Source organism: Streptomyces sp. NPDC006193 (assembly GCF_040613915.1).
GTDB lineage: Bacteria > Actinomycetota > Actinomycetes > Streptomycetales > Streptomycetaceae > Streptomyces.
Genome location: NZ_JBEXTB010000049.1, coordinates 1 through 25,543, shown reverse-complemented (window position 1 = coordinate 25,543; position 25,543 = coordinate 1). Strand labels below are relative to the sequence as shown.

The window sequence follows — 25,543 nt, the reverse complement described above, 5'->3', positions numbered from 1 at the left end:
GAAGCCGGCGCCGAGGACGGCGGCGACGGGCCCCGGCCCAGGGCCCCCACCGGGCTCCTGAGGGCGGTCTCCCGCCCGTACGCATATCCCCGCCGGGCCCGGCACCGCCGCCGAGCCGTACCGGCGCGGTCCGGCGCGGTCCGGTGCGCAGCCGTCCCGCCGCGCACACCCATGCCCTCCGACTCGGAACGACACGGCCACCCAGGTCACCCTGGTCACCCTGGTCACCCAGGTCACCCGGGTCACCCAGGTCGTCCGGGCGGACAGGGCCTCGGCGGACAGGTCCTAGGCGGCCGGGCCGTCGCCGGGCCGCCGCTGCGCCCTGCGGCGCACCCCGGTGCCGGCGGGGCGGCCCTGGCCGACCCGGCCGCGGCGGTTCCGGGACGGCCCGGACGCGCGGCGGGGGCGTTCCGCGGCCGGCGCGGTGATGACCACCGGGACGCCCGAGGGCGCCTGGGCGCCCGTGATGCGGCTCAGCTCCGCCTCGCCCGAGCGGACCGGGGTGATCCGCGGGGTGATGCCGGCGGACGCCATCAGCCGGCTCATGCCGCGGCGCTGGCCGGGGGTCACGAGGGTGACGACGCTGCCGGACTCGCCGGCGCGGGCGGTGCGGCCGCCGCGGTGCAGGTAGTCCTTGTGGTCGCTGGGCGGGTCCACGTTGACGACCAGGTCGAGGCTGTCGACGTGGATGCCGCGGGCGGCGACGTTGGTGGCCACCAGGACGGTGACGTGGCCGTCCTTGAACTGCGCCAGGGTCCGGGTGCGCTGCGGCTGGGACCGGCCGCCGTGCAGGGCCGCGGCGCGGACACCGCTGTTCAGCAGGTGCTTCGTCAGCCGGTCCACCGCGTGCTTGGTGTCCAGGAACATGATGACCCGGCCGTCCCGGGCCGCGATCTCGGTGGTCGTGCGGTGCTTGTCGGCGTCGTGCACGTGGAGGACGTGGTGCTCCATCGTGGTGACGGCGCCGGCCGACGGGTCGACGGAGTGGACCACCGGGTCGGTCAGGTAGCGGCGGACCAGCAGGTCGACGTTGCGGTCCAGGGTGGCCGAGAACAGCAGGCGCTGGCCCTCGGGGCGCACCTGGTCCAGCAGGGCGGTGACCTGCGGCATGAAGCCCATGTCGGTCATCTGGTCGGCCTCGTCGAGGACCGTGACGCCGACGTCGCCGAGCCGGCAGTCGCCCCGGTCGATCAGGTCCTTGAGCCGGCCGGGCGTCGCGACGACCACCTCTGCGCCGGCGCGCAACGCACCGGCCTGCCTGCCGAGGGACATCCCGCCGACGACGGTGGCCAGGCGCAGGCCCACGGAGCGGGCGTAGGGGGCGAGCGCGTCGGTGACCTGCTGGGCCAGTTCCCGGGTGGGGACGAGGACCAGGGCCAGCGGACGGCGCGGTTCGGCGCTCCGGCCCGCCGTACGGGCCAGCACCGCCAGGCCGAAGGCCAGGGTCTTGCCCGACCCGGTGCGGCCGCGGCCGAGCACGTCACGGCCGGCCAGGGAGTTCGGCAGGGTCGCCCCCTGGATGGGGAACGGCGCGGTGACGCCGAGCCGGCCGAGCGTGGCCAGCAGCGGCGCCGGCATGTCGAGATCGGCGAACGACTCGACGGCGGGCAGCGCGGGCGTGACCGTCTTCGGCAGCGCGAACTCGCCCGGAGCGGTCTGCCGGCCGCCGTGGCCGGCGGAGCGGCGGGGGCCGCCGGAACGGCCCGCGGAGGCGCGTCCCCCGAAGCGGTCCTCGGTGCGAGTGGTGCGGGCGCGCGTGGTGCGTGTGCGGTTCATGGGGAACCTTCCTCGATGCGGGCGCGTATCAAGGAATTTCCGCAGCATGAGTAGCGGCGCAGAGAATCGCGAGAACGAGCCGGAAAAGACAGGGCGTAATCACCCTGGGAATGAAGCGAGCCGGGGCCCGCACCCGTAGGTGCGGGCCCCGGCGGCGAAGTACGCGTCAGCGCCGGTGCGTCAGGCGGGGACGATGTTCTCGGCCGTCGGGCCCTTCTGGCCCTGCGCGATGTCGAACGACACCTTCTGGCCTTCCAGCAGCTCGCGGAAGCCGCTGGTGGCGATGTTGGAGTAGTGGGCGAAGACGTCGGCGCCGCCGCCGTCCTGCTCGATGAAGCCGAAGCCCTTTTCCGCGTTGAACCACTTCACGGTGCCAGTAGCCATTGTGTTTCTCCTTCGGAGACGGTGTCAGGAATACACCCTGTGCGCATTCCGTGTCGCCGTGATGATCAGCCGTCGGAAAGACCTTCTGGCAACCACACCTGCAACTGATGACGACAGTAGCACGGGGACATCGGCCCTGTGGGGTGGAGTTTTTCGGCGCCGTCTGCCGCATCCGGGAATACTTCCCGTGCGCCGTGCCGATTTCTTACGTCGCGACCACAGATATTGTTTTGCGCGGCGACGAGCCGCCGTCGGCCGTTTCCGCCCCCAGGGCCGTGACCTCGCGCGACGCCCCGTGCGCGGCCGCGGTGGCCGCCGTCGGGCGAGACGCCGGCGGCCGCGCCCGGAGCCCGGAACGAGACGAAGGACACACGGCGGTCAGTCCGCCGACGGGCCGGCCAGTGCGTCCAGCTCGGCGGCGAAGAGCAGCGCGGGGTCGAGACCCATTCCGGTGAAGTGCCCGGCGAGCTCCAGGGACAGGACGCCGTGCAGCCGGGTCCAGAAGGACAGGGCCCGGCGGAGGGCCGCGGGCGGGACGGAACGGCCGTCCGCCCAGTCCGCCCCGCGCCCTTCCAGGTGCGCGTCGAACGCTGTCGCGGGAAGGTCCGAGGGCAGTCGCGCGCACGCGTCCAGGAGCGTCGCCATGATCTCGGACGCGATCGCCGTGATGTCGTCGGGCGCGTGGTAACCGGGGACGGGGGTGCCGTAGACGAGGAAGTAGCGCTGGGGGTCCGACAGCGCCCAGCCCCGCAGGGCGTGGGCCAGCGCGGTCACGTCGGCGCCGGCCTCGCCGGCGGCGCGGAACGTGTCGGCGAGGCTGCGGTAGGCGTCCCTGACCAGCTCGGTGATCAGTTCGTCGCGGCCGCCGAAGTACCGGTACAGCGCGGGGCCGCTCATGCCCATCTGCTTGGCGATCGCGTTGAGGGAGAGCGCGGACGCCCCCGCCGTGGCGATCTGCTCCCACGCGCGCTGCTTGATCTCCGTGCGCACCTGGGCGCGGTAGCGCTCGCGCGGGCTCTTCGTGTCTCGATCCGCCACTGACTGCCACCTCTCCGCACCACTGCGGCCGACTCATAAGATCCGTTAGAGGTTATCACGCAAACTATTGACTCTCACCACTCCGGTCGAGGTCGTCCTGCCGGGCAAGGTCGAGCCCGAGGGACTCCTGATCCGGCACGGCGCCGTCCCCGTGGCGGGTCCGGGCCAGGTCGTGATCCGGATGGAGGCGACCGGCGTCTCCTTCGCCGAGCAGCAGATGCGCCGCGGCCGCTACTACGACCAGCCGCCGTTCCCGTTCGTGCCCGGCTACGACCTGGTCGGCACCGTGCTGACGGCCGGCGAGGGCGTCGACCCCGGCCTGGTCGGCACCCGGGTCGCCGCGCTGGTCAAGGTCGGCGGCTGGGCCAGCCATGTGCTGGTCGACGCGGCGGACGTGGTGCCCGTGCCCGACGGGATCGGCGCGGCGGAGGCGGAGACCCTCGTCGTCAACGGCATCACCGCCTGGCAGATGCTCCACCGCAAGGCCCGCGTCCGCGCGGGGCAGACCGTCGTGGTGCACGGCGCCAACGGCGGCGTCGGCTCGGTCCTGGTCCAGCTCGCCCGGGCCGCCGGCGCCCGCGTGATCGGCACGGCGTCCGCGCGCCACCACGATGCCCTGCGGGAACGCGGTGTCGTCCCCGTCGACTACCGCACCGAAGACGTCGCCGCACGGATCCGCGAACTCGCCCCCCACGGGGTGGCCGCCGTCTTCGACCATGTCGGCGGCCGCGGCATCGTCGACTCCTGGCGCCTCCTCGCCCCCGGCGGCACGCTCGTCTCCTACGGCAGCGCCTCCACCCGTGACGCCGAGGGCTCCAAGCAGTGGCCCGTCGTCAAGCTGCTCCTGCGGGTGTGGCTGTGGAACGCGCTGCCCAACCGCCGCCGCGCCTGCTTCTTCAACGTCTGGGCCGGCCGGGCCCTGGCCAGGAACCGGTTCCGGTCCCGGCTCCGCGCCGACCTCACCGAGGTCTTTGCCGCCCTCCAGCGCGGAGAGCTCACCGCCCAGATCGCCGCGCAACTGCCGCTCACCCGCGTCGCCGAGGCCCTGCGGCTGGCCGAGTCGGGAACTGTCGCGGGGAAGGTCGTCCTGACCCCGTAGCGGGCGCCCGGGAGACGAGCACGTCCGGCAGGAGGCGAGCGGCACCGACCCGCTCCCCGTCCGGGACGACGAGACCGTCCGGCCGATGACTGCGGTGCCGTGACATGCGCCAAGGGATGATCTCCCCCATGAAAGAAGCGGCAGGCTCGGGCCTCGACGACGACCACCGGTGGAGCGAGGACCTGGCGTGGGCCTACGGGTTGGTGTCACCGGACCCCGCTGAGCGCGCCGCCGCCCTCGACCGTCACGCCAGAGCCCGCACGGAGGCGGAGGAGGCGTGGGCACGGTTGCACGAAGGCCGGCTCCCGAGGCTCCTGTCCCGAGCCAGGATGCGGGCTTACCGCAGAGCCTGCGGTCGCTGCTTCCCCGGAGCACTGTGGAGCGGGAGCGGGTACGCGCACGGGGAGATCAGCGCGTGGCCGCGGTTGCCCCTCGCCCTGCTCTTCCTGGAGTGGGAGGCACGTCATCCACAGGAGTGGACGGAGCACGCCAAGGCCTGGGGCGCGAAACAGACCCTGATCCGTGACCTGGCCGCCACTGGGCACGATCGGCACCTGAGAGCGCAACTCGTCGACCTGGTCGACCTGGTGGTCCAGCGGGCCTACCGGTGCAAGGACCGCGAGTACGTGCGTGTGGCCCGGGCGGTGGACGGCGACGAGCTGCGCGACAGACTCCACACGGCACAGCGCTCGGACAACCCCGCGGCACGGCGCCACGCCCGCTACGTGCTGTGGCTCCTCGACCGCCCCGGCACTCCGAACACCCGCCATGTCTGGCGCACGTGGCTCCGCGAAGCCGAACGAGACGCAGCGTGAGACGCCCCTCGCATCGGGCGGAGCGGGGCCGGCGGGGACCCTGGCAGTGGCTACGGTCGGCCCATGCAGTGGTTCGCTCTGGTCAGCACCGTAGTCGGCGCGGCGATCGCCACGGGCTCCGCCATGCTTCTGGACCGTCAACGGTGGAAGCGGGAGCGCCTGGATCGGGAGACGCAAGCGCGTCGCACCCTGTACGGGGAGTACCTGGCCCGCTTGTCCGCAGCCCGTCACGCCTGCGGCAACCTCGCGCGGGACCCGGACATGGAACCCTCGACGCGCCGCACCACGGCTCGCGAAGCGTTCGGGCCGTGCATCGGCTTGCGGTACCAGATGACGATCAGTGCGCCCGGCCGCGTCGTGGAGGCCTCGGAGGATGCCTTCCGCCGGCTGCGTGACCTCCGTGATCGGGTGATGGAAGGGGCCCTGGTCACCGATGCCGCGTACCTGGAGGGGCGCCGGACCTATGACGACGCCCTTGCTGCGCTGCGGGCGACCATGTGAGAGGACCTGGGCGTCAGTGAAGACGGCACAGCGCCCTGACCACGCGCGATTCCCCGTAGGTCTCCGCATGACCATCGGAGCGACCCGGCACGGCTGTTCCCTCCGAATTCCTGACTGAGCGCCTGTCGAGGGTCATCGGGGCTGGCCGGAAGGCCGTTGGTGAACGGTGGTGGTCGGCTGAGGCCGGACAGGCTGCCGCATTTCGCTGTTGTACCGCCATGGCCCGGTGCCCGGCCGGTACGATGCGCCGGCTGGGCAGTGTCCACGCGACAGGGGGGCCAATGAGGCGCAAGGATCCGGAGTACCCGGCAGCGAGGGAAGCGGCCGTGCATATTCTGCGGAAGCGGGCCCGGCAGGGACAGGTCATCACGTACGGGGAGCTGAGCGCCGAGCTGGCGGCACTGGGCTTCGAGTCGATCCCGCCTCACCGCGGAGTCATGACCTATCTGCTCAAGGACGTCTGCCTCTACGGCAACGAAGACGGACGAGCACCGATGCTTTCGGCGATCGTGGTGAACAAGGCCAGCCGGGAGCCGTCCGACCAGTTCTCCCGCCTTGCCAGGAGCCTGCCCTTCTCCCGGCCGGCCGAGTGGACCTGGCGGGACGAGCAGGAGCGGGTGTTCGCTCAGCATCGTGAGGAATGATGCCGCGTTCACCACACGCTGGAAGAGTGGACCTGGCCGTCGTCGAGCAGGCCGCCAAGCGCCAGGTCACCGGCGAGGGGGAGAGCCGTGAGCGGCAAGCTGGAGACGTCGTCCTCGCGGGTGGGTTGGTATCTGTGGGAAAGCTGATGCCTGCAGCGTCACTGGCCGTTGCTGCCGCGCTTGCTGCCGGCTGTACCAGCAGCGACGGCGACGCCCCGGATGCCCGCCACACGTCTTCCGCCTCTACGGCGTCCTCTTCGGCACAGTCACCCAGCCCGGATCGTGCCGATCACATCCCCGGCGAATCCGTCACCAAGGCGCCGACCTTGCCGGACGGAGAGGTCGTCGCCAAGGCGGTGAACGCTGCCGGCAACAGGGAGCTGGACATCAAGGGTGGATTGAAAGCCGGACCGTTGTCCATCATGGTGAACTGCCAGGGCGAGGGTGAGATGGCGATCCTGGTCCAACAAGTCGGACTGAGTTTCCGGCTGAAGTGCGATGCCGGGGGAGTCAGCAGCACGTACAACCAGCTGAACCTGAAGCACACCCGCAAGCAAGGAACCGTGAGTGTGCAAGCGCCTTCCGGCGTTCGATGGGCCCTCACAGTCGGACGTGGGTGACCGGGCCTGCTGCCACGCGGTGGAGCCGTCGGCTCCACCGCGCGCGATGGCAGCCCTGCAGCGCCGCGCTGGCCCTGGCGTGCGTGCCGCATCCTTGCGGCGCGTCCCGGCGACGACTCGCGCCGATCAGGTGCTGAAGGTCCACGAGACTGTGGACGGTCCCCGGACCGCCTGCGACAGCTGACACCGGCACTGTCCCGCAGCCGGCGCCTGCCGCGTGATCGGATCGAAGTGCTGCGGCCGTTGCCGGCGCATCTGGGGAAGTGAGGGTCGCCGTGCCGGACCCTCCCGCCCGTGGAGGGTCCGGCGTCGGCCTCAGGCCGGGAAGGCCACCAGGGCGATCGGGGCCGAGGTCGGACGGTCGGAGCCTCCGGCGGGCTCCACAGTGATGCCCAGACCGGAAGCCTTCTGCACCGGCCCGTGCAGCAGCACGGCCTGGCTGGTGCGGCCCGGGTCCATCAGGCCGGCGGAGAGCATGGTGCCGTGGTCGTCCAGCCACAGCTGGTACACCCTGCCACTCGGCGGCGGCTCCATCCTCGCCGAGACGAAGACACCCTGGTCGAGGCTGCGGGAGACGACGACGGTGGCACGGGCACCGCCGGCGAGGCGGGCTGTGGTGGTGCGCGCGTCGGGCGCGGCCAGCACGGACGCCATGGCCTCGGCCCGCGCCTCTGCCCGATGAGCCTGGGTGCGCGCCTGATCGGCCTGATCCTGCTGCCACGCGGCGAGACCGCCGAAGGCCGCCGCCGCGGCGACGCACGCGGCGAGTGCCCACTGGGACGTGCGCCGGGCGCGCAGCACCACCGTCCACCTCGGCCGCGCCGGCTCCGCCGTCCGGGGCGGCTCCTGCCGCACCCCGGAGATGCGCCGCAGCACCTCCCCACGCGACGCGAGACGGGGCGCGTCGGACACCGCCAGCCCGAGGCGCGCCGCCGTGGCGGAGAACTCCGCGACCTCCTGCGCGCAGGGCGGGCAGTTCCTCATGTGCCGCTGGAAGGCGGCCCGCTCGTCCTCGCCGAGCGCGTGCAGCGCGTACGCACCGGTCAGCGTGTGCAGATCCTCGGTGGCTTTCACGCGGTCACCCCCAGGCAGTCGCGCAGCCGAATCAGTCCGTCCCGCAGCCGGGTCTTGACCGTTCCCAGGGGCAGCGCCAGGGCCTCGGCCACCTGCCGGTAGGTCAGCCCGCGGTAGTAGGCCAAGGTCACGGCCTGGCGCTGCAGTCCCGTCAGGGTGCGCAGACAACGCCGCACCTGCTCTTGTTCGATACGGGTCTGGACCTGCTCGGTGACCTCGTCGTACGCCGGCAGCCGATCCAGCAGCGCCGCCTTGGTCTCGCGCGCCGCAGAGGCCTCGACGGACCGGACGCGGTCCACCGCCCGCCGGTGAGCGAGGGTGAGGATCCAGTTGATCGCGGTACCCCGGTCCGGGCGATAGCGCGCCGCGGTACGCCACACCTCCACCAGAACCTCCTGCATCACCTCCTCCGACTGCGCCCGGTCCCGCAGCACACTGCGCACGACGCCCAGCACGGGGCCGGCCACCGTGTCGTACACGGCGGCGAAGGCTTCCTGATCGCCGAGCGCCACGCTGCTGATCAACTGTTGCAGGTCCGGCTCGCCGACAGGGTTCTTGCCGATGTACACCGGTTCTTTCACGAGGCTCCTCCCGCGGCGTGCACTGTCCGGGGGGAATCCGATACTGCTCGGCCCGCGGATTGGTCCGAGCACCGGGTTCCACGGCTGCTCCCGTGCGCCGGAGCTGTCAGCCGATCCGCAGGTTCGCACAGTGCCTGAGCGAACCGGCGCGGCGCGCGGGCGCCGCTGGTCACCGGCCAGCTCAACCCGGCGTTAGGCACCACCTGCGCCGACATCGGCGGCCACCGTCGAAGCAGCTGGCACCGATCCAGCCGTATTCCTGGGCGCCCCCGCGCATTCCTCTTCGCGAGCGCCCCCGCGTTATCCGGACAACCAGCTGATACGTAGCCGTTGCCCGGCCGGATTGGTGCGAGAAACACATTCACCAGATCGGGGGAGGGACCAATCCGCGTCCCTGCGCGGCACGGATTCCCCGCGTGACGGACGAGACGACGAATCCAGGCGGCCGGGGCCGCGGGCGCCGGCCGGTGCTCGGCGTGCTGGGCGCGGTCAGCGGTCTGGTGGCCGGGGGAGCGGCACTGGCGGTGGCCGCGTCGGTGTCCGCGTGGGTGCGGCCGCAGGCCGGGCCCGTCGTCGCCGTCGGGGGCGCGGCCGTCGACCGCACACCGGCGCCGGTGAAGGACTGGGCCGTCCGGCACTTCGGGACCGACGACAAGCTGGTGCTCCAGCTCGGCATTCTGGCCGTACTGGTGCTGTTCGCCCTGACTCTCGGAGTCCTCGCGCTGCGGAACCGGCGCGCGGGCGCCGCGGGCGTCCTCCTCATCGGCGTCGTCGGTGCGATCGCCGCTGTCAGCCGCCCGGACTCCTCCGGGCCCGTCGACGCGGTGCCGTCCCTCGCCGGTGCTCTGGCGGGAGCGCTGCTGCTGCACTTTCTCATCGGACGCCTGCGGCGGCCGGCACACCCGGCCGGAGCCGCGACCGCTTCCGGACCGGGCGCCGGGGACGGAGCCGGCTGGGACCGCCGCGGGTTCGTGATCGCGGCCACCGCGGCCGCCGCCGCGTCGGCGGGGGTAGGAGCCCTGGGGCGCTCCGTCGGCGGAGCACGCGGCCAGGACGCGGCCGCGTCCCGCCGGGACGTCGTACTCCCCGCGCCGGCCTCACCCGCTGCCCCGGTACCCAGGGGCGCGCAGGTGAGGGTCGCGGGCACCAGCCCTTTCACCACCCCGAACAGTGCCTTCTACCGGGTGGACACCGCCTTGGTGGTGCCGAAGGTCAACGCCAGGACCTGGCGTCTGCGCGTCCATGGCAAGGGCGTCGCCCGCCCGGTCACGCTGTCCTTCGCCGATCTGCTGCGCCGTGAGCTGATCGAGCGGGACATCACCCTGACCTGCGTCTCCAACGAGGTGGGCGGACCCTACGTCGGCAACGCGCGCTGGATCGGTGTACGCCTTGCCGACCTGCTCGCCGAGTGCGGCGTGAAGCCACCCACCCGAGGCGGACCGGCCGACCAGCTGGTGGCCCGCTCGGTGGACGGCATGACGATCGGCAGCCCCGTCGAGGACCTGATGGACGGCCGCGACGCGTTGCTGGCGCTCGGCATGAACGGCGCACCGCTGCCCTTCGAGCACGGTTTCCCCGTCCGGATGGTCGTGCCCGGCCTGTACGGCTACGTCTCCGCCTGCAAGTGGATCCAGGACATCGAACTGACCACGTTCGACGCCTACGACGCCTACTGGGTCAAGCGGGGCTGGGCCCGCAAGGCGCCGATCAAGACCCAGTGCCGCATCGACACGCCCAAGCCCTTCGCCCGGCCCAGGACCGGCACCGTCATGGTCGCCGGCGTCGCCTGGGCCCAGCACCGCGGCATCGACAAGGTCGAGGTGCGCGTCGACGACGGCCCCTGGCAGCAAGCCACCCTGGCCGCCGAGGACACCCGCGACACCTGGCGCCAGTGGTCTTTCCCCTGGCAGGCCACCAAAGGCGGCCACATCCTCACCGTCCGGGCCACCGACCGCACCGGTCAGGTCCAGACCGAACACCGCACCAGGACCATCCCGGACGGCGCCAGCGGCCGGCACTCCGTCGTGGTCACCGTCGACTGACCCCCTGAACCAACCCCCGCATCTGATCAACGTCGCGGCATCCACCGCGTCAACCACAGGAGAAGGACACCATGAACACTCGTATCCGTCGTATCGCCGTCACCGTGACCGCCGCCGCTGTCCTGCCCATCGCGCTCAGCGCCTGCTCCGGGAGCGACAGCGGCTCCTCCGCCAAGGCGTCCGGCTCGGCCCCGGCTTCCGCGTCCGCCTCGGACGACGGGAGGACCGGCGCCGGTGGCACCTCGATGGCCGACCAGCCCTTCGGCCCGGCCTGCGCGGCCGTGCCGAAGAACGGTGCCGGCTCGTTCGACGGCATGGCCAAGGACCCGGTGGCCACCGCAGCCTCCCACAACCCGGTGCTGTCCACCCTCGTCACCGCGGTGAAGAAGGCCGGCTTGGTCGACACCCTCAACAACGCCCAGGACATCACGGTCTTCGCCCCGACCAACGACGCCTTCGCCAAGATTCCCAAGGCGACCCTGGACAAGGTCCTGAACGACAAGGCCCAGCTGACGAAGATCCTCACCTACCACGTCGTCGGCAAGAAGCTGATGCCGAAGGACCTGGCCGACGGTTCCTTCGCCACCCTGGAGAAGGGCAAGATCACGACCAGCGGGTCCGGTGAGTCGTACACCGTCAACGACTCCGCCAAGGTCGTCTGCGGCAACGTCAAGACCGCCAATGCCAACGTCTACATCATCGACACCGTCCTGATGCCCGCCGGCTGACGGCCGTCCACAGCCGGGCGCCCGTGAGAGGGCGCCCGGCCCGCTTGCGCGCTTCACGAACAACCCAGAGGCCGTACAGACGGCCCTGGACATTCACAACGGGACCTACTCACCATGACGTACCACCTCCTCATCGTGGAGCCCCTGACTCTCGACGCCGTCACGGCCGCACTTGCGCAGTGTCTGGACGTGGGCGTCCAGGCGGTGGACGTCGCCGACGAGGACACAGACCAGGACCTGCGCAACTGGGATGCCCTGGTGCTGTGCGAGATGGCGACCGTCCTGGGTGATGTGTCCACGTCTCTCGACATCTATGTCCATGAGTCGGTGCAGCCGCGACCCAGCGAGCGAGAGCTGGCATCCGCCTTCGCCCGGTCCGCAGGCGCCCTGGTCCTCTTCCCCGCCGAGGAGGCACCGCCGAGCGCGTACTGGCTGGCAACGGAGAGCGGACTCGTCACACGGTCACGTCTGTATGAGACCGACGACGAAGAACCCCGCTACACGATCGACAGGGTCGAGGCGCCCATCGACCGGCTCCCGCACGTCACGGTGGCGCGCATTCCCGAAGTGGTCCGTGAACTGAGGATCGCCACCCCGCTCAGCGACGTCTTCGCCGCGCAGCTGCACCGCATGCATCCGAAGGAGAGCGACACCCCGGGAACCCCGTTCCGGACGGCAAGGAGTTCCCTGATCGCCTGGGAGAAACTCGTCCGCCAGATGGAAGCCGCCTGGGCCCCCTCCGGCTGGTATCCGTCCGACCTCTACGTCGAGCGCCTAGCAGCGCGCGACAAGTTGGAGCAACTGCGCAATCAGCTCCCCCCGAACGTAACCGTCCTCCTGCAGAACGCTCTTGAGTCGCTGGACGACCTCTTTGCCGACCTGACAGTCGACGACACGGATGGCTTGCTCGGCAAGGAGCCGCTTCCGGGGAAGGACGCCGCCTCGGCACACGGATGGTGGTGGAACCGCCGCCCGGAATGCCTGCCCTGGTGATCTGACGGACCGGTGCCCCCGGCTGCAGTGCAGCCTGGCCGGACCCGGTCTGAGACGTTCTGGACGGACCCTCGGCTGCGAGATACGCCGATGGCGCTGCGATGCTGCCGGAATTTGTGGCCCGAGGCGGACGTCGTCTGCGCCTCCGAGCCACTGGAGCCGGATGACTACATCAAGTCCATCGGCGAAGAGATCACCACCGACAGCAAAGGGCCCAGGTCTCTGACCTGGGCCTTCAGCATGGAGCGGGTGACGAAAATCGAACTCGCGCATTCAGCTTGGGATTCTGCGATAACGGGCCGTCTTGTCAGGCACTGACCTGGGAAAACCCATGGCGGAGGCCGCTGCCTGGCACCGCTGCATTGACCGTGGTTCCCCGCTGTTCCCCGCACGATCTGGTGCTCTTGTGGTGCGGCGGACTTCAGCGCTGGAGCACAGGTACCGGCTCGATGACGTCGGCCCAGACGCGGTCACCCCATGGGTTGCCCACCACGCCCAGGCGTGCCGCGACGACATCGTCGAGGAAGTGCGCTTGCGCGACACTGAGCGTCTCGCGGGGCCACCACAACGAGTCGCACTCAGTGCACAGCGCGAAGCATGCCCCATCAGCCTTGAAACGGTATGGCTGGACCCAGTCCTGCTCACAGCGTGGACAGACACGTCTGGCTGACATGACCAGCACGGTACCCCGAGCGCAAGCGCACGCTCTCCAAGTCTGTTGGCGGCCCGCCAGGCCGTCCGGGCGCTCGTCACGAGCGGAGGGCCGGACCCGCTTGAACGGAGGTGTCCGCGAGAAGGGCGCACCGTTCCGTCGCACCTCCTTCGGCCGGAAGTGGCACCGTGCCCGAGCCGCCGCCGGGCTCCCCGACGACTTCCGTTTCTACGACCTGCGCCACACCGGGCACACCCTCTCAACCCGGTCCGGCGCCACCCTCAAGGACACGATGGTCCGTGCCGGGCAGTCCTCCGAGAAGGCCGCGCTGATCTACCAGCACTCTGACGAGGAGCGGCAGGAAGAGGTCGCCGCCGGCCTCGATGCCACCGTTCGGAAGGCTCGGGCTGAGGCTGCCAAGAAGGCGGCCGACGAGCCTTCTGGCACGGATCTGGCACGCGGCGACTGATCACCACGCGCAACAACAAGGCCCAGGTCTCTGACCTGGGCCTTCAGCATGGAGCGGGTGACGAGAATCGAACTCGCGCTCTCAGCTTGGGAAGCTGATGTTCTACCATTAAACTACACCCGCGTAAGTACGGACGGGGCCTGGAGGGGCCGGTGTCCGGACGCTTGCTCACTTTACATCATCGCAGACCCCCGGTGCTCGGACCCCGGGGGTCTCGGTGCGTTTTCGGGAGTGGGATCCGGCTGCGGGCGGGCGGAGTTGGGGCGTACGGTGGGGCGTCGGGGGCAGGGTGTGAGAGGGCCGGAGTGCCGCGTGGAGAGTCGTCTCTTTGATCCCGTAATGTGGCTTTTGTCGTCCGGGTAGGAACGCCGGACGCGGCTCTTGGGGAAGGGACTTGAGGGACTTGATGGAACGCACCGTCGTCCGATGCGCGGACGGGCACGTCTTCAGCACCGCTTCGTTCCCGATGCAGAAGGCCGAGCGGCTCGGCCCCGGCCGCCTCGTGCGCTGTCCGCGCTGTGCGCGGCTGCGCAGTGCGGTGCCTGTCGAGCTGCAGAAGCAGTGACGGCAGGAGTGCGGGACCGGCGGTAGCCGGGCTGTCACAGCGGGCGCGCGGGATCGTCGTGATTGTCACGGCTCCGCGCGCCTTGCGTATCCTCGCTACGTGCTTCTCTCAGACAAGGACATCCGGGCCGAGATCGACGCCGGGCGGGTACGGATCGATCCCTATGACGAATCCATGGTCCAGCCGTCGAGCATCGACGTGCGGCTGGACCGGTACTTCCGGGTGTTCGAGAACCACCGGTACCCGCACATCGACCCCTCCGTCGAGCAGGCGGATCTGACGCGGCTGGTGGAGCCCGAGGGGGACGAGCCGTTCATCCTGCACCCCGGGGAGTTCGTGCTGGCCTCCACGTACGAGGTCATCACCCTGCCCGACGACCTGGCCTCGCGGCTGGAGGGCAAGAGCTCGCTCGGGCGGCTGGGGCTGGTCACGCACTCCACCGCCGGCTTCATCGACCCCGGCTTCAGCGGGCACGTCACCCTGGAGCTGTCCAATCTGGCCACGCTCCCCATCAAGCTGTGGCCGGGGATGAAGATCGGCCAGCTCTGCATGTTCCGGCTGACCTCGCCGGCCGAGTCCCCCTACGGCAGCGAGCGCTACGGCTCCCGGTACCAGGGGCAGCGCGGGCCGACCGCCTCGCGGTCCTACCTGAACTTCCACCGGACCCAGGTGTGAGGGAGGCGACGGCATGAGCAGCGCAGACGTGCGGGAGAACCTGACCTACGAGCAGTTCGGCGCCGCGGTCCGGGAGCTGGCGCAGACCATCGCCGACGACGGCTACGAGCCCGACATAGTGCTCAGCATCGCGCGGGGCGGGGTGTTCGTCGCGGGCGGCCTCGCCTACGCCCTCGACTGCAAGAACATCCACCTGGTGAACGTGGAGTTCTACACCGGTGTGGGGACCACCCTGGAGATGCCGGTCATGCTGGCGCCCGTGCCCAACGTGATCGACTTCTCCGACAAGAAGGTGCTGATCACCGACGACGTCGCCGACACCGGCAAGACGCTGAAGCTGGTCCGCGACTTCTGCCTCGACACCGTCGCCGAGGTGCGCTCCGCGGTGATCTACGAGAAGTCGCACTCCCTCGTGAAGTGCGAGTACGTGTGGAAGCGGACCGAGGACTGGATCAACTTCCCGTGGAGCGTCGAGCCGCCCGTGGTGCGGCGGGGCGGGCAGGTTCTCGACGCCTGAGGCGCCGCGGGCACCGGGGCGCCGGCGCGGGTGACCGTGCTCGCGGCCGGGACGGGCGAAGGGCCTCCGGCCGGTGTGCCGGAGGCCCCTTCTCCGCCGTGCGGGACGGCTAGAACGTGCCCAGCTTCACGATCGACAGCAGCGCGACCAGCTGGATCGCCGCCGCGCCCAGCGCCTTCGGCCAGGGCAGGTCGTGGGAGCGGGAGACCATCAGGGTGAGCAGGGCGCCCGCGCCGACCCAGGTGGCCCAGCCGAGGATCTGCACGAAGCCGGCGTCGCCGCCGAAGAACATGGCGACGACCAGGCGGGGCGCGTCCGTGAGGGCCGTGATCAGCATGGACAGGCCGACCGTGGGCTGCCAGGCGCCGTCGCCGCCGAGCTGGCGGGCCAGGGTGTGGGTGACCACGCCCAGGACGAAGAGGCCGAGCACCATCACGACCGCGGTGATCAGCACGATCGGCACCGCGTCGGCGAGGGGCGCGCTGATCGCGTCCTGGCGGGCGCCGTCGAAGCCGAAGACGGCGAGCAGGCCGTAGAGGAAGGTGACGACGAGGGCGGGCACCCACATCGTGTAGTCCCGCATGCGCAGGAAGGTCCGGTCGGGGGAGAGGAAGATCCCCTTCAGCAGTTCCTTCCAGTGCAGGGGCGGACCGAGCGGCGCGGCGGGTGCGGTGGCCGCGCCGGCGTGGTAGGTCGCGCCGTGGGTGTAGCCGGCGGCCTCGTCGACCGAGAACACCTGGGTGTGGCCCGGGTTGTCGGCCGCGTACGGGTCGTGCGCGCCGTGCCCGTGGCCCGGGTGGCCGCCGTCGCCGAAGTACTCCGGCCCGTCGTCGGCCGGCCCCGGGTGGCCGTGCGCCCGCCCCGGCTGCGGGTACGGCGGCTGCGGCGCCTGCGGGTAGCCGTACGAGGGGCCGGGGCGCCCGTACGACGGCTGACCGTACGGCGGTCCCCCGGCCTGAGCGGGGCCGCGCCCGTGCCCGTGCCCCTGCCCGTGTCCGTACGACGGTCCCTGCGGGGCCTGTTGTCCTTGGGGGGTGCGGTCGTCCCTGCCCCCGCGTCCGATCCTGAATCCAGCCACGTCATCGAACGTACCTGGTCCCGGACGCCGGCGTGCCGGGCCCGGCGCTCCGGGCCCGGCTTTGCGGCCGACCTGTGACATCCCCTAAGGGACCGTCAGGCGTGACGCCGGGGGCGGCTCCGGGCGCGCGCCGCATCCCGTGCGGGCCTGCCGCGGGCCGGCGCCGGGCCCCGGCGGGCCGGCGGGGGTCAGTCCGCCATGACGGCGGTGAACTGCGGGGCACCCGAGGTCGAGACGCCCGCGGAGTCCGCCCCGAAGGCCCGCGCACCGGAGGTGGTGATCTTCTTGCCGTCGGACGGCAGGTAGGTGAGCGCGCCGTCGCCGCCGTTCTCGTAGGAGCCGATCACCAGGTCGGCCCTGCCGTCGCCGGTGACGTCGTCGAGCTTGACCTCGGCGCCGAACAGGTCGCCCGTCTCGTCGCCGCCGGGGACGCCCGCGGTGCCCTGGGAGAACGCCTGGATGCCGGAGGCGGTGTCCACGCCGGAGGCGGAGCCGTACAGGACGGTGACGTTGCCGGTGTCGGACACGCCGTCGATGTCCTCCTGCGGGCTGCTGACGACGAGGTCCTGGTAGCCGTCGCCGTTGATGTCGCCGAGGTCGAGCTCCCAGCCGAAGGCGTCGCCCTTCTCGGAGGCGCCGGGCACGTTGCCGGTGTTCTGGGTGATGCCGGTGGTGGCGGCCGGGCCGGAGGCGGAGCCGTAGGTGATGTTCACCTTGCCGCCGGTGGCGGAGTCGGGGACGGAGGTGCCGTCGCCGAGGGTGGTGTCCCAGTCGGCGCCGCTGACGATGTCGCCGAAGTGGTCGCCGTTGACGTCGCCGACGGCGGTGACGATGCCGGCCTTGAGGGTCTTGGCGGAGGCGCCGCTCAGGCCGCTGGTGGTGCCCGGGAGCCAGTAGTTGGTGTTCCAGCCGTACCGCGTCCTGGTCTCGTAGCCGTCGACGACGAGGTCGGTGCGCCCGTCGCCGTTGACGTCCCCGGCGGTCAGGTTCAGCGGGCCGTAGGGGTAGTCGTTGGTGCCCGACTGGATGGGCGGCTTCACGGTGGTGCGGCTGCCGTGGGCGCCGGCGGTGGTGAAGCCGCCCCGGTACAGGTACAGGGTGGCGGCGGAGCTGCCGACGACCAGGTCGGCCTTGCCGTCGCCGTCGAAGTCGCCGGCGGCCAGGTTCTTGCCCCAGTAGTCGTGGGAGGAGGCGGCCGGGTCGGACACGCCGGTGCTCTTGCCGGTCAGGCCGGTCGGGGAGCCCCACAGGATGGTCAGGCTGCCGCCGTTGGCGTCGGTGCCGACCTTCTCGCCCGGGGAGCCGACGGCGAGGTCGTCGTAGTGGTCGCCGTTGAAGTCGGCGTAGGCGAGGTCGCCGCCGAACATGTCCTCGGCCTCGGCGGTGCCGGGGACGCCGGTGCTGTTCTGGCTGAGGGTGGTGCGCTTGGCGGAGGAGACGCCGGTGGCCGTGCCGTACGCGACGACGACCTGTCCGGCGTTCTTCCGGTTGCTGACGTAGGCGGTGGCCGCCGAGGTGGCGATGTCGCCGTAGCCGTCGCCGTTGAAGTCGGCCTTGGCGACCGTGACGGAGTCGGCGGCGGTGGCGGGCGACGCGGCGAACGTGAGCAGACCGCCCGTCAGCGCGGCCGCGGTGGCCGTCGCGAGGACGAGTCGTGAGTGCGTGTGCATGCGTTCTCCTGCGGCATGCGGGGGACGCCCGGCGGGGCGCCCGCAGTCAATGGGGTGCGGTCCGTCCGTGTTCACCAGGGGTTGTCCCGTGGTTCACGAGACGAACGGCGATCAGGAGACCCGCCGGGAGGCCACAGGGTTGTACGCGTGTTCGAGGAATGTCCGCGGGGCGCCGCGACGGTCCGGGGCGGCCGCGTGCGGGGCGGCACGGGGTGTGTGAGCGCCGGACACGCGGTGCGCCGCCCGTCGGTGCGCCAGGATGGGCCCATGAGCGTAGTGAAGATCAATGTGCTGACCGTACCCGCCGAGCAGCGGGAGGTGCTGGAGAAGCGGTTCGCCTCGCGGGCCCACGCCGTGGAGAACTCCGACGGCTTCGAGTGGTTCGAGCTGCTGCGGCCCGTCGAGGGCACCGACACCTACCTCGTCTACACCCGCTGGCGGGACGAGGAGTCGTTCCAGGCGTGGATGGAGGGGCCGATGAAGTCCGCGCACCAGGGCGGCGGCGAGGGCGCCGAGCGTCCGAAGCCGGCTGCCTCCGGTTCCACCCTGTGGTCCTTCGCCGGCCGGCCCGGCAGGTGGCGCCGGCCTCGGTGGAGGAGCTGGCCGCGGCGGTGCGCCGGGCGCACGAGGACGGCCTGAGGGTGACTCGAACATCACGGAGAACAGCCGGGCCCCGAGCACGGAGACCGGCAGCGCCACGATGAGCGTGAACCAGAACGTGGGCAGGCCGGGTGCGACGAGATGCGGGGCCGCTCGGCGGCCGACGGCCAGCACGAGGGGCAGATGGATGAGGTAGAGGCTGTAGGAGAAGCTCCCGAGACGCTGGACCGGGCGTGCGGTGAGGAGCCGTACGAGGAGGGCGGGTCTGCCGGTGGCGACAGCGGCCAGCAGCATGGCCATGGCCGGCGCGACGGCGAGATCCACCCAGAAGTAATGGGTGACCGTCCAGACGGAGCCCTTGACGACGCCCAGAGCGACGACAGGAACTGCGGCCAGGACGGCTGACCATCCCCACGGCAGGCGCCGGAGCCGGTCGGGTGCGGCGACGATTCCCGCGCCCAGCATGCCGGCGACGAACACCGGGGCGAGATGCGGGGTGAGCCGGTTGTCGCCCTCCGCAGGGGTTCCGCCGGCCGCCGTCAGACCGAGGGCGACCACCGGCAGGAGGGCGCATGCGGCCAGGACGACCGCGCCCATGCGCCGTCGGACGAACAGCAGGACGGGGAAGAGGAGGTAGAGCTCGGCCTCCACTGCGATCGACCAGAAGGCGCCGTTCGGTGTGGGGGCGGTGAGCATGTCCTGGGCGATCAGGCCGTACACCAGGACCGAGGCGCCGGTGGGCGGCCCGAGATGCGAGGCGGGCACCACGAACCACGAGATGATCAGGCTCATGGCCAGGGCCGCCCAGTACGGAGGCAGGATGCGCCGTGCGCGTCGGCGCAAGAACCGTAAGACGCCTTCGAGCCGCCAGCCGTGGCGCGCGGGGGAGAGGGCCAGTGAGAAGCCGGACAGGACCAGGAAGAAGACGACGGCGAGACGCCCGAACATCAGCGCGTCCAGCCATGGGGGCGCCGAACTGTCCGGATAGCCCGGGAACGTGTAGAGCCAGCAGTGGAACAGGACCACATAGAGCGCCGCGAGACCGCGCAGGCCGTCGAGGCCGGGCACCTGCCCAGGAACGGATGCCCCGATCGCTCCCTCCCGCCGGCCCCTCGAGGGGGCTGAGGGGGCTGAGCCCGGACCGCCGCTGACCGGACGCCTCGCATGCACCGGGATCGATCCATCCTGTGGGACGTGGCTGCGCCATGCGCCTGCGCCGGGCGGCGCGGTGCCACCCGCAGCGACTGGTACGGGACGTCCGGTGGAGCGGTTCGACGAGATGCCCGATCCGGCCGGTTCTCGCCGCTCCTGGCGTGAATCGTCCGCGGCGTCCGCGGGTGGAAAAGGGGCGGACCGTCCACGGTCGGCGGGTCACCACAGGGGGGACGCGGCGGCAGCCGGGGACGGTCCGAGGAGGCGGGGCGGGAGGGGTGTCAGCGGCCTCGCGGGCCGCCCTTGGGCAGCTTGACGCCCTTCGGCATGGGCCCCTTGGGCAGCGGCATGTTGCTCATCAGGTCGCCCATGGCGCGCAGCCGGTCGTTGGTGGCCGTCACCTGGGGGCCGGTGAGCACGCGCGGGAGCTTCAGCATGGTCGTGCGCAGCTTCTTCAGCTCGACCTGGCCCTCGCCGTTGCCGACGATCAGATCGTGCACCGGCACGTCCGCGACGATGCGGTTCATCTTCCTCTTCTCGGCGGCCAGCAGGCTCTTCACCCGGTTCGGGTTGCCCTCGGCGACCAGCACGATGCCGGCCTTGCCGACCGCCCGGTGCACCACGTCCTGGCTGCGGTTCATCGCCACCGCGGGCGTGGTCGTCCAGCCCCGGCCGATGTTGTCCAGCACGGCGGCCGCGGCCCCCGGCTGGCCCTCCATCTGGCCGAAGGCGGCCCGCTCGGCCCGGCGGCCGAACACGATCGCCGTCGCCAGCAGGGCGATCAGCAGGCCGAAGATCCCCAGGTAGACCGGGTGGCCGAGCAGGAAGCCGATCGCGAGGAAGACACCGAGCGTGCCGATGCCGACGGCCGCGAGTACCAGGCCGATCGTCTTGTCGGCCTTCCGGGTCATCTTGTACGTGAGGGCGATCTGCTTCAGTCGCCCGGCATTCGCGGCGTCCGCCGCGGTTTCCTTCCTCGCCATGGCACGCAGTCTACGTGGCCCCCGAAGCGCGGACGACGGCAGTGCCCTCGCGGGCCCGGCGTCAGGGCCGGGTGGCGGCCTGGTCCAGGACCCGCTGCGCCTCCACCCGGTCCTTGGCGCGGCGGCGGTCCTCCAGGACGGAGGTCCAGGCGTTGCGGCGGGCGGTGCGCTGACCGCCGCTCATCAGCAGCGACTCGACGGCGCGCAGGGCCTCGGTGAAGGACGGGAGGGCGGTGGCGCGTACCGGCGCGGCCTGCATGGTCGTGGTCCCCCTTCGGAGCGGATGGTGTACGGGGCGTGATAACAAGGTCACGGTTCGGTGTTACCAGCGGGTGTCCGACCGGTCAAACACCGGTGAAGCCCGGGTACGGGGTCCGGGAACGCCGACGCGGCCCCGAGGAGCGCCCTCATCTGCGAGAACGCCCGGGACCGCGTCGACTCGGCCATTACCGGCCGGTAGGTGCGTGTGTGTGAACCGGCACCCGCCGCTCACACCGCCTGGGCCGCGATGTAGGAGCCGCGCTTCTCGATCGCCATCTGGTACAGCCGCCCGGCCCGGTACGAGGACCGCACCAGCGGGCCGGACATCACACCGGAGAAGCCGATCTGCTCGGCCTCCTCCTTCAGCTCCACGAACTCCTGCGGCTTCACCCAGCGCTCCACCGGGTGGTGGCGCACGGACGGACGCAGGTACTGGGTGATGGTGACCAGCTCGCAGCCCGCGTCGTGCAGCTGCTTCAGCGCCTCGCTGACCTCCTCGCGGGTCTCGCCCATGCCGAGGATCAGGTTCGACTTGGTGACCAGGCCGTAGTCGCGGGCCTCGGTGATGACCTTCAGGGAGCGCTCGTAGCGGAAGCCGGGGCGGATCCGCTTGAAGATCCGCGGGACGGTCTCGACGTTGTGCGCGAAGACCTCGGGGCGGGCGGAGAAGACCTCCTCCAGCTGCTCGGGCACCGCGTTGAAGTCGGGGGCGAGCAGCTCGACCTTCGTACGGCCGCCCTCCCGGTCCGCGGTCTGCCGGTGGATCTGGCGCACCGTCTCGGCGTACAGCCAGGCGCCGCCGTCCTCCAGGTCGTCACGGGCGACGCCGGTGATCGTCGCGTAGTTGAGGTCCATGGCGACCACGGACTCGCCGACGCGGCGCGGCTCGTCGCGGTCGAGCGCCTCGGGCTTGCCGGTGTCGATCTGGCAGAAGTCGCAGCGCCGGGTGCACTGGTCGCCGCCGATGAGGAAGGTCGCCTCGCGGTCCTCCCAGCACTCGTAGATGTTCGGGCAGCCGGCTTCCTGGCAGACCGTGTGCAGGCCCTCGCTCTTCACGAGGTTCTGCATCTTCGTGTACTCGGGACCCATTTTCGCCCGGGTCTTGATCCACTCGGGCTTGCGCTCGATGGGGGTCTGGCTGTTGCGGACCTCCAGGCGCAGCATCTTGCGTCCGTCGGGTGCGACTGCGGACACGACCGGCTCCCTGTGACTTCGATTCTTCGGCGTACACCAGCGTACGCCCGTGTTCATTGCGCCCTGCCGCTGAGGTGAACCCCACGACCGCAGGGCGCATTCCCCCTCGCGGACGCTCAGGCGGACGCCTTCTCGACCGCCCGCGGCTTCAGCTCGGCGTTCTCCAGGACGTCCCTCAGGTGCTTCTCGACCACCGGCAGGACCTCCTGGACGGTGACGTCCCGGCCCAGCTCGCCGGCGAGCGAGGTGACGCCCGCGTCGCGGATGCCGCACGGGATGATCCGGTCGAACCAGGCGTTGTCCGGGTTCACGTTGAGGGCGAAGCCGTGCATCGTGACGCCCTTGGCGACGCGGATCCCGATCGCCGCGATCTTGCGGTCCTCGCGCCGCTGGCCCGCGTTCGAGGGGGCGTACTCAGGACCGTTGAGACGGGGGTCGAACTCCTCGTCGTGCATCCGCGGGTCCAGGTCCAGGGACAGCCCTCCGACGCCTCCCGGCGCCGGCCGCTGCTCGACCGGGTCGCCCAGCACCCACACGCCGCTGCGGCCCTCGACCCGCGTCGTCTCCAGGCCGAAGTCGGCGCAGGTGCGGATGAGGGCCTCCTCCAGCCGCCGCACGTGCGCGACCACGTCCACCGGGCGCGGCAGCTTCTGGATCGGGTAGCCCACCAGCTGGCCCGGGCCGTGCCAGGTGATCTTGCCGCCGCGGTCCACGTCGATGACCGGGGTGCCGTCCAGCGGGCGCTCGCTGTCCTCGGTGCGCCGGCCGGCCGTGTACACCGGCGGGTGCTCCAGGAGCAGCACGGTGTCCGGTATCTCGTCGGCGAACCGCGCCGCGTGCACCCGGCGCTGCTCGTCCCAGGCCTCCTGGTACTCGACGGCATCCGCACCGAACCCCATACGGACGAACCGCAACTCACTCACGGCAAGCGCCTCCCTCAGCGACCGGCGTGTCAGGCGTGCAACGCGCCCACGCCACTGTACGTCCGACCGGGCCGCGTCAGCCCTACGGGCGTTCCTCACACGATCGGATGAATGGGTGGGGAAGTGTGCGACCGTCTGCTCACTCTTGGCTACATTCGCGCCGTTCGTGAGGCCATAAGGGCTGTTCAAAGCAATCCGGGCACTTCGGGGGCCCGGAAGGCAGGAGACCGCACCGCAGATGACGGACCGACCCGCGCAGCGCACCCCCAACCGCCAGCTCGCCGCGCTCATCGCAGAAGCGGGGTTCTCCAACGCGGGTCTGGCCCGTCGCGTCGACCAGCTCGGCCTGGAGCACGGGCTGGACCTCAGATACGACAAGACCTCGGTCACCCGCTGGCTGCGCGGGCAGCAGCCGCGCGGCACGACCCCCGCCCTCATCGCCGAGGTGTTCACCCGCCGGCTCGGACGCCGGCTCACCGCCCAGGACCTCGGCCTGGACGCCTGCGCGCCGGTGTACGCCGGGCTGGAGTTCGCGGCCACCCCGGAGGAGGCCGTGGACATCGTCAGCGGGCTGTGGCGCAAGGACTCCGGCAGCCACGCCGAACTGCGCAAGATCGCCTTCACCCCGGCCGGACTCGTCGTGCCCAGCCGCGACTGGCTGATCGGCAGACCCGACGACAAGGTGGCCCGGGAACCGGCACGCCGGGTGCCCCCGCAGGGACGGCCCGGCGCGGGGAAGCTCCCGCCGCAGCAGGGGACGCCGGCGCGGGCCCGCGGCCACGCCGAGCGCGCCCCCGGCCACCGGGTCACCGGCGGCGACATCGCCGCGCTGCACTCGGTGGGGGAGCTGTTCCGCACCCTCGACGACCGGTTCGGCGGCGGCCACGCCCGGCAGGCGCTGGTGCGCTATCTGGAGCACGAGTGCGAGCCCATGCTCCGCGGCAGCTACGACGAGCAGACCGGGCGGCGCCTGTTCGCGGCCGCCGCCGACCTGACCCGGCTCGCCGGCTGGACGTCGTACGACATCGCCGCGCACGGGCTCGCCCAGCGTTACTTCGTGCAGGCCCTGCGGCTCGCCCAGGCGGCCGGCGACCGGGCGTACGGCTCCTTCGTCCTGGTCACCATGAGCCGCCAGGCCGTCTACCTCGGCCACGGCAGGGAGGCCGTGCAACTGGCGCGGGTCGCCCAGCAGGGGGTCGGCTCGGGTGCCCCGCCGGTCGTGCAGGCGCTGCTGCACGCCGCCGAGGCGCGGGCGCACGGCGTCCTGGGCGAGGTCCGGGCGTGCACCGCCGCGCTGGCACGGGCCGAGCGCGCCCTGGAGGCGGCGCGGGCCGGGGACGAGGTGCCGTACTGGGCCGCGTTCTTCGACGAGGCGCAGCTCGCCGACGAGTTCGGGCACTGCCACCGGGATCTGCAGCAGTTCCGGGCCGCCGCCCAGCACGCCGAACGCGCCCTGCAGCTCCGCGCGCCCGCCTACGCCCGCAGCCGGCTGTTCTGCCGGGTCGTCCTCGCCACCGCCCGCCTCGGCCTCGGCGAGCTCGACCAGGCGTGTGCGCTGGCCGCCGAGGCCGCGGGCCAGGCGGCGCAGATGCGCAGCGCCCGCGCGGTCGAGTACGTGCGGGACTTCGAGCGCCGCCTGGAGCCGTACAAGGACGCGGCCCCGGTGCGGGGCTACCGCGAGAGGGTCGCGGCACTCGGCTGACCGGGCCGGCCACCGCCCACCGGCCGCCCCGCGGGCAGCCCGACGGCGACGAGCGGCCGTCCGGCACCGGCCGGCGGGGCGGGGCGCGCTGCTGCGGGCAGGCCCGCGGGGCGGCGCCGGGCCCGGCGGCCGTCCGGTGCCGTGCCGGTGGGGCGGGGCGTGCCCGCTGGCAGCGGTGGGCCGGTCCGACGGCGGTCGGCGGTGTGCGTCCCGCGGGCGGGGGCGGAGCGCGCTGCTGCGGGCAGGCGGACAGCCGTCCCCACCCGCCGCGGCGGCGGTGACGGGCGGCGCCTCCCCCCGGAGCCGCCGTCGCGGCGGGTCCGGTCGGGGACGGGGGCCGGAGCCCCCGCCCCGGCGGGGACGGTCGGTGGCGCCGCCCGGGTCGCCGTCGCGGTGGGTCCGCTCGGGCGGCGGTGGCCGGCGGGGCGGGCCCGGGTGTCGTCTCCCGACTCGGTTCCGCGGGTGGGGCGGGGGCCGTCCGGTGGTGGCGCTGCTGCGAGCAGCCGAGCCGAGACCTCCCCCCGGAATCGTCGTCGTGGTGCGTCCGGTCGAGGGAGCGGACGGCGGCCCCGCCGCGGCGGTGATCGGTGGTGCCGGCCGGGCCGTCGTCGCGGCGGGTCCGGCTCACGCGGGCGGTGGGCCGGTGCGTCGGCGGTGGGCGGTGGTGCCGGGGCGGAGCCGTCGTCGCGGTGGGTCCGCTCGGGCGGCGGGGCGGTGCCGTCGCGGGTGGCGGGTGTCGTTCGGCGCGCCCCGGCGCCGCGGCGCCGGGGGGCGCCCGCGGGGCGCAAGCCGCGCGCGGCCGCGGCG

Annotated in this window: 24 protein-coding genes, 1 tRNA gene and 3 pseudogenes; 15 read left to right on the top strand and 13 right to left on the bottom strand. The window is 72.0% G+C overall.

The window, feature by feature from the left end:
• Positions 1–285 precede the first annotated feature (285 nt).
• From ABZ261_RS28705 to ABZ261_RS28695, 3 genes are all read right to left on the bottom strand, one after another.
• Positions 286–1,776, bottom strand: a complete 1,491-nt coding sequence (locus ABZ261_RS28705; protein WP_356864130.1) for a DEAD/DEAH box helicase — start codon at positions 1,774–1,776, stop codon at positions 286–288.
• Between the two features lie 180 nt (positions 1,777–1,956).
• On the bottom strand, positions 1,957–2,160 hold the full coding sequence (locus tag ABZ261_RS28700) for a cold-shock protein (RefSeq protein ID WP_070024256.1): 204 nt from the start codon (positions 2,158–2,160) through the stop codon (positions 1,957–1,959).
• A gap of 378 nt (positions 2,161–2,538) precedes the next feature.
• Positions 2,539–3,198 (bottom strand): TetR/AcrR family transcriptional regulator, encoded by a 660-nt coding sequence (locus ABZ261_RS28695; protein ID WP_356864128.1) that lies wholly within the window; start codon positions 3,196–3,198, stop codon positions 2,539–2,541.
• A gap of 67 nt (positions 3,199–3,265) precedes the next feature.
• On the opposite strand from ABZ261_RS28695, the gene ABZ261_RS28690 reads away from it, so the two are divergent.
• The 5 genes from ABZ261_RS28690 to ABZ261_RS28670 all read left to right on the top strand — a co-directional run bounded on the left by ABZ261_RS28690 (position 3,266) and on the right by ABZ261_RS28670 (position 6,877).
• Positions 3,266–4,297, top strand: coding sequence for a medium chain dehydrogenase/reductase family protein (locus ABZ261_RS28690; protein WP_356864126.1), 1,032 nt, complete (start codon positions 3,266–3,268; stop codon positions 4,295–4,297).
• Between the two features lie 128 nt (positions 4,298–4,425).
• Positions 4,426–5,112, top strand: a complete 687-nt coding sequence (locus tag ABZ261_RS28685) for a hypothetical protein (protein ID WP_356864124.1) — start codon at positions 4,426–4,428, stop codon at positions 5,110–5,112.
• A 63-nt stretch (positions 5,113–5,175) separates the two neighbouring features.
• Positions 5,176–5,613 carry a hypothetical protein gene (locus ABZ261_RS28680; protein ID WP_356864122.1) on the top strand — a complete coding sequence of 146 codons (438 nt, stop codon included), beginning with the start codon at positions 5,176–5,178 and terminating at the stop codon, positions 5,611–5,613.
• A 326-nt stretch (positions 5,614–5,939) separates the two neighbouring features.
• Positions 5,940–6,257 (top strand): hypothetical protein, encoded by a 318-nt coding sequence (locus ABZ261_RS28675; RefSeq protein WP_356864120.1) that lies wholly within the window; start codon positions 5,940–5,942, stop codon positions 6,255–6,257.
• Between the two features lie 26 nt (positions 6,258–6,283).
• Complete coding sequence (locus tag ABZ261_RS28670; RefSeq protein ID WP_356864118.1) at positions 6,284–6,877, top strand: hypothetical protein; 594 nt, start codon at positions 6,284–6,286, stop codon at positions 6,875–6,877.
• 315 nt (positions 6,878–7,192) lie between these two features.
• Here ABZ261_RS28670 and ABZ261_RS28665 read toward each other — a convergent pair whose 3' ends face one another.
• On the bottom strand, positions 7,193–7,951 hold the full coding sequence (locus tag ABZ261_RS28665) for an anti-sigma factor (protein ID WP_356864117.1): 759 nt from the start codon (positions 7,949–7,951) through the stop codon (positions 7,193–7,195).
• A complete protein-coding gene (locus ABZ261_RS28660; RefSeq protein ID WP_356864115.1) occupies positions 7,948–8,532 on the bottom strand; it encodes a sigma-70 family RNA polymerase sigma factor in 585 nt (194 codons plus the stop codon). Before ABZ261_RS28660 ends, ABZ261_RS28665 begins: the two co-directional genes overlap by 4 nt.
• Before the next feature lie 476 nt (positions 8,533–9,008).
• Between ABZ261_RS28660 and ABZ261_RS28655 the strand changes: the two genes are divergently transcribed.
• From ABZ261_RS28655 to ABZ261_RS28635, 5 genes and pseudogenes are all read left to right on the top strand, one after another.
• Entirely contained in the window at positions 9,009–10,574 is a 1,566-nt protein-coding gene (locus ABZ261_RS28655; RefSeq protein ID WP_356864134.1) for a molybdopterin-dependent oxidoreductase, read from the top strand.
• Positions 10,575–10,645: 71 nt separating this feature from the next.
• Positions 10,646–11,302 carry a fasciclin domain-containing protein gene (locus ABZ261_RS28650; protein ID WP_356864113.1) on the top strand — a complete coding sequence of 219 codons (657 nt, stop codon included), beginning with the start codon at positions 10,646–10,648 and terminating at the stop codon, positions 11,300–11,302.
• A 114-nt stretch (positions 11,303–11,416) separates the two neighbouring features.
• Positions 11,417–12,295 (top strand): hypothetical protein, encoded by an 879-nt coding sequence (locus tag ABZ261_RS28645; protein ID WP_356864111.1) that lies wholly within the window; start codon positions 11,417–11,419, stop codon positions 12,293–12,295.
• 105 nt (positions 12,296–12,400) lie between these two features.
• A pseudogene (locus ABZ261_RS28640) lies at positions 12,401–12,487 on the top strand (YdcF family protein); the annotation flags it as partial.
• A 599-nt stretch (positions 12,488–13,086) separates the two neighbouring features.
• A pseudogene (locus ABZ261_RS28635) lies at positions 13,087–13,416 on the top strand (site-specific integrase); the annotation flags it as partial.
• A 49-nt stretch (positions 13,417–13,465) separates the two neighbouring features.
• Here the strand turns inward: ABZ261_RS28635 and ABZ261_RS28630 are convergent.
• Positions 13,466–13,539, bottom strand: a tRNA-Gly gene (locus tag ABZ261_RS28630).
• Positions 13,540–13,822: 283 nt separating this feature from the next.
• On the opposite strand from ABZ261_RS28630, the gene ABZ261_RS28625 reads away from it, so the two are divergent.
• From ABZ261_RS28625 to ABZ261_RS28615, 3 genes are all read left to right on the top strand, one after another.
• Positions 13,823–13,981 carry a hypothetical protein gene (locus tag ABZ261_RS28625; protein WP_356864109.1) on the top strand — a complete coding sequence of 53 codons (159 nt, stop codon included), beginning with the start codon at positions 13,823–13,825 and terminating at the stop codon, positions 13,979–13,981.
• Between the two features lie 99 nt (positions 13,982–14,080).
• Positions 14,081–14,656: a dCTP deaminase gene (gene dcd / locus ABZ261_RS28620; protein ID WP_161287729.1), complete on the top strand. Its 576-nt coding sequence runs from the start codon at positions 14,081–14,083 to the stop codon at positions 14,654–14,656.
• 13 nt (positions 14,657–14,669) lie between these two features.
• A complete protein-coding gene (locus ABZ261_RS28615) occupies positions 14,670–15,173 on the top strand; it encodes a phosphoribosyltransferase (protein ID WP_356864107.1) in 504 nt (167 codons plus the stop codon).
• A 109-nt stretch (positions 15,174–15,282) separates the two neighbouring features.
• On the opposite strand, the gene ABZ261_RS28610 is transcribed toward ABZ261_RS28615, so the two are convergent.
• Entirely contained in the window at positions 15,283–16,332 is a 1,050-nt protein-coding gene (locus ABZ261_RS28610; protein ID WP_356864105.1) for a Yip1 family protein, read from the bottom strand.
• Between the two features lie 107 nt (positions 16,333–16,439).
• The gene (locus ABZ261_RS28605; RefSeq protein WP_356864103.1) at positions 16,440–17,921 is read right to left on the bottom strand and encodes an FG-GAP and VCBS repeat-containing protein; all 1,482 of its coding nucleotides are present in this window, start codon (positions 17,919–17,921) and stop codon (positions 16,440–16,442) included.
• A 267-nt stretch (positions 17,922–18,188) separates the two neighbouring features.
• Between ABZ261_RS28605 and ABZ261_RS28600 the strand changes: the two genes are divergently transcribed.
• The gene (locus ABZ261_RS28600) at positions 18,189–18,560 is read left to right on the top strand and encodes an antibiotic biosynthesis monooxygenase (RefSeq protein ID WP_356864132.1); all 372 of its coding nucleotides are present in this window, start codon (positions 18,189–18,191) and stop codon (positions 18,558–18,560) included.
• A 45-nt stretch (positions 18,561–18,605) separates the two neighbouring features.
• On the opposite strand, the pseudogene ABZ261_RS28595 reads toward ABZ261_RS28600, so the two are convergent.
• From ABZ261_RS28595 to lipB, 5 genes and pseudogenes are all read right to left on the bottom strand, one after another.
• Positions 18,606–19,589, bottom strand: a pseudogene (locus ABZ261_RS28595) (acyltransferase); the annotation flags it as partial.
• Positions 19,590–19,954: 365 nt separating this feature from the next.
• Complete coding sequence (locus ABZ261_RS28590) at positions 19,955–20,656, bottom strand: DUF4191 domain-containing protein (RefSeq protein WP_356864101.1); 702 nt, start codon at positions 20,654–20,656, stop codon at positions 19,955–19,957.
• A gap of 61 nt (positions 20,657–20,717) precedes the next feature.
• Positions 20,718–20,915 carry a hypothetical protein gene (locus ABZ261_RS28585; RefSeq protein ID WP_356864099.1) on the bottom strand — a complete coding sequence of 66 codons (198 nt, stop codon included), beginning with the start codon at positions 20,913–20,915 and terminating at the stop codon, positions 20,718–20,720.
• A gap of 230 nt (positions 20,916–21,145) precedes the next feature.
• A complete protein-coding gene (gene lipA, locus ABZ261_RS28580) occupies positions 21,146–22,111 on the bottom strand; it encodes a lipoyl synthase (RefSeq protein ID WP_356864097.1) in 966 nt (321 codons plus the stop codon).
• Positions 22,112–22,227: 116 nt separating this feature from the next.
• Positions 22,228–23,034 (bottom strand): lipoyl(octanoyl) transferase LipB, encoded by an 807-nt coding sequence (gene lipB / locus ABZ261_RS28575; protein ID WP_356864095.1) that lies wholly within the window; start codon positions 23,032–23,034, stop codon positions 22,228–22,230.
• A gap of 238 nt (positions 23,035–23,272) precedes the next feature.
• Between lipB and ABZ261_RS28570 the strand changes: the two genes are divergently transcribed.
• Positions 23,273–24,736, top strand: a complete 1,464-nt coding sequence (locus ABZ261_RS28570) for a regulator (RefSeq protein ID WP_356864093.1) — start codon at positions 23,273–23,275, stop codon at positions 24,734–24,736.
• Positions 24,737–25,543 lie beyond the last annotated feature (807 nt).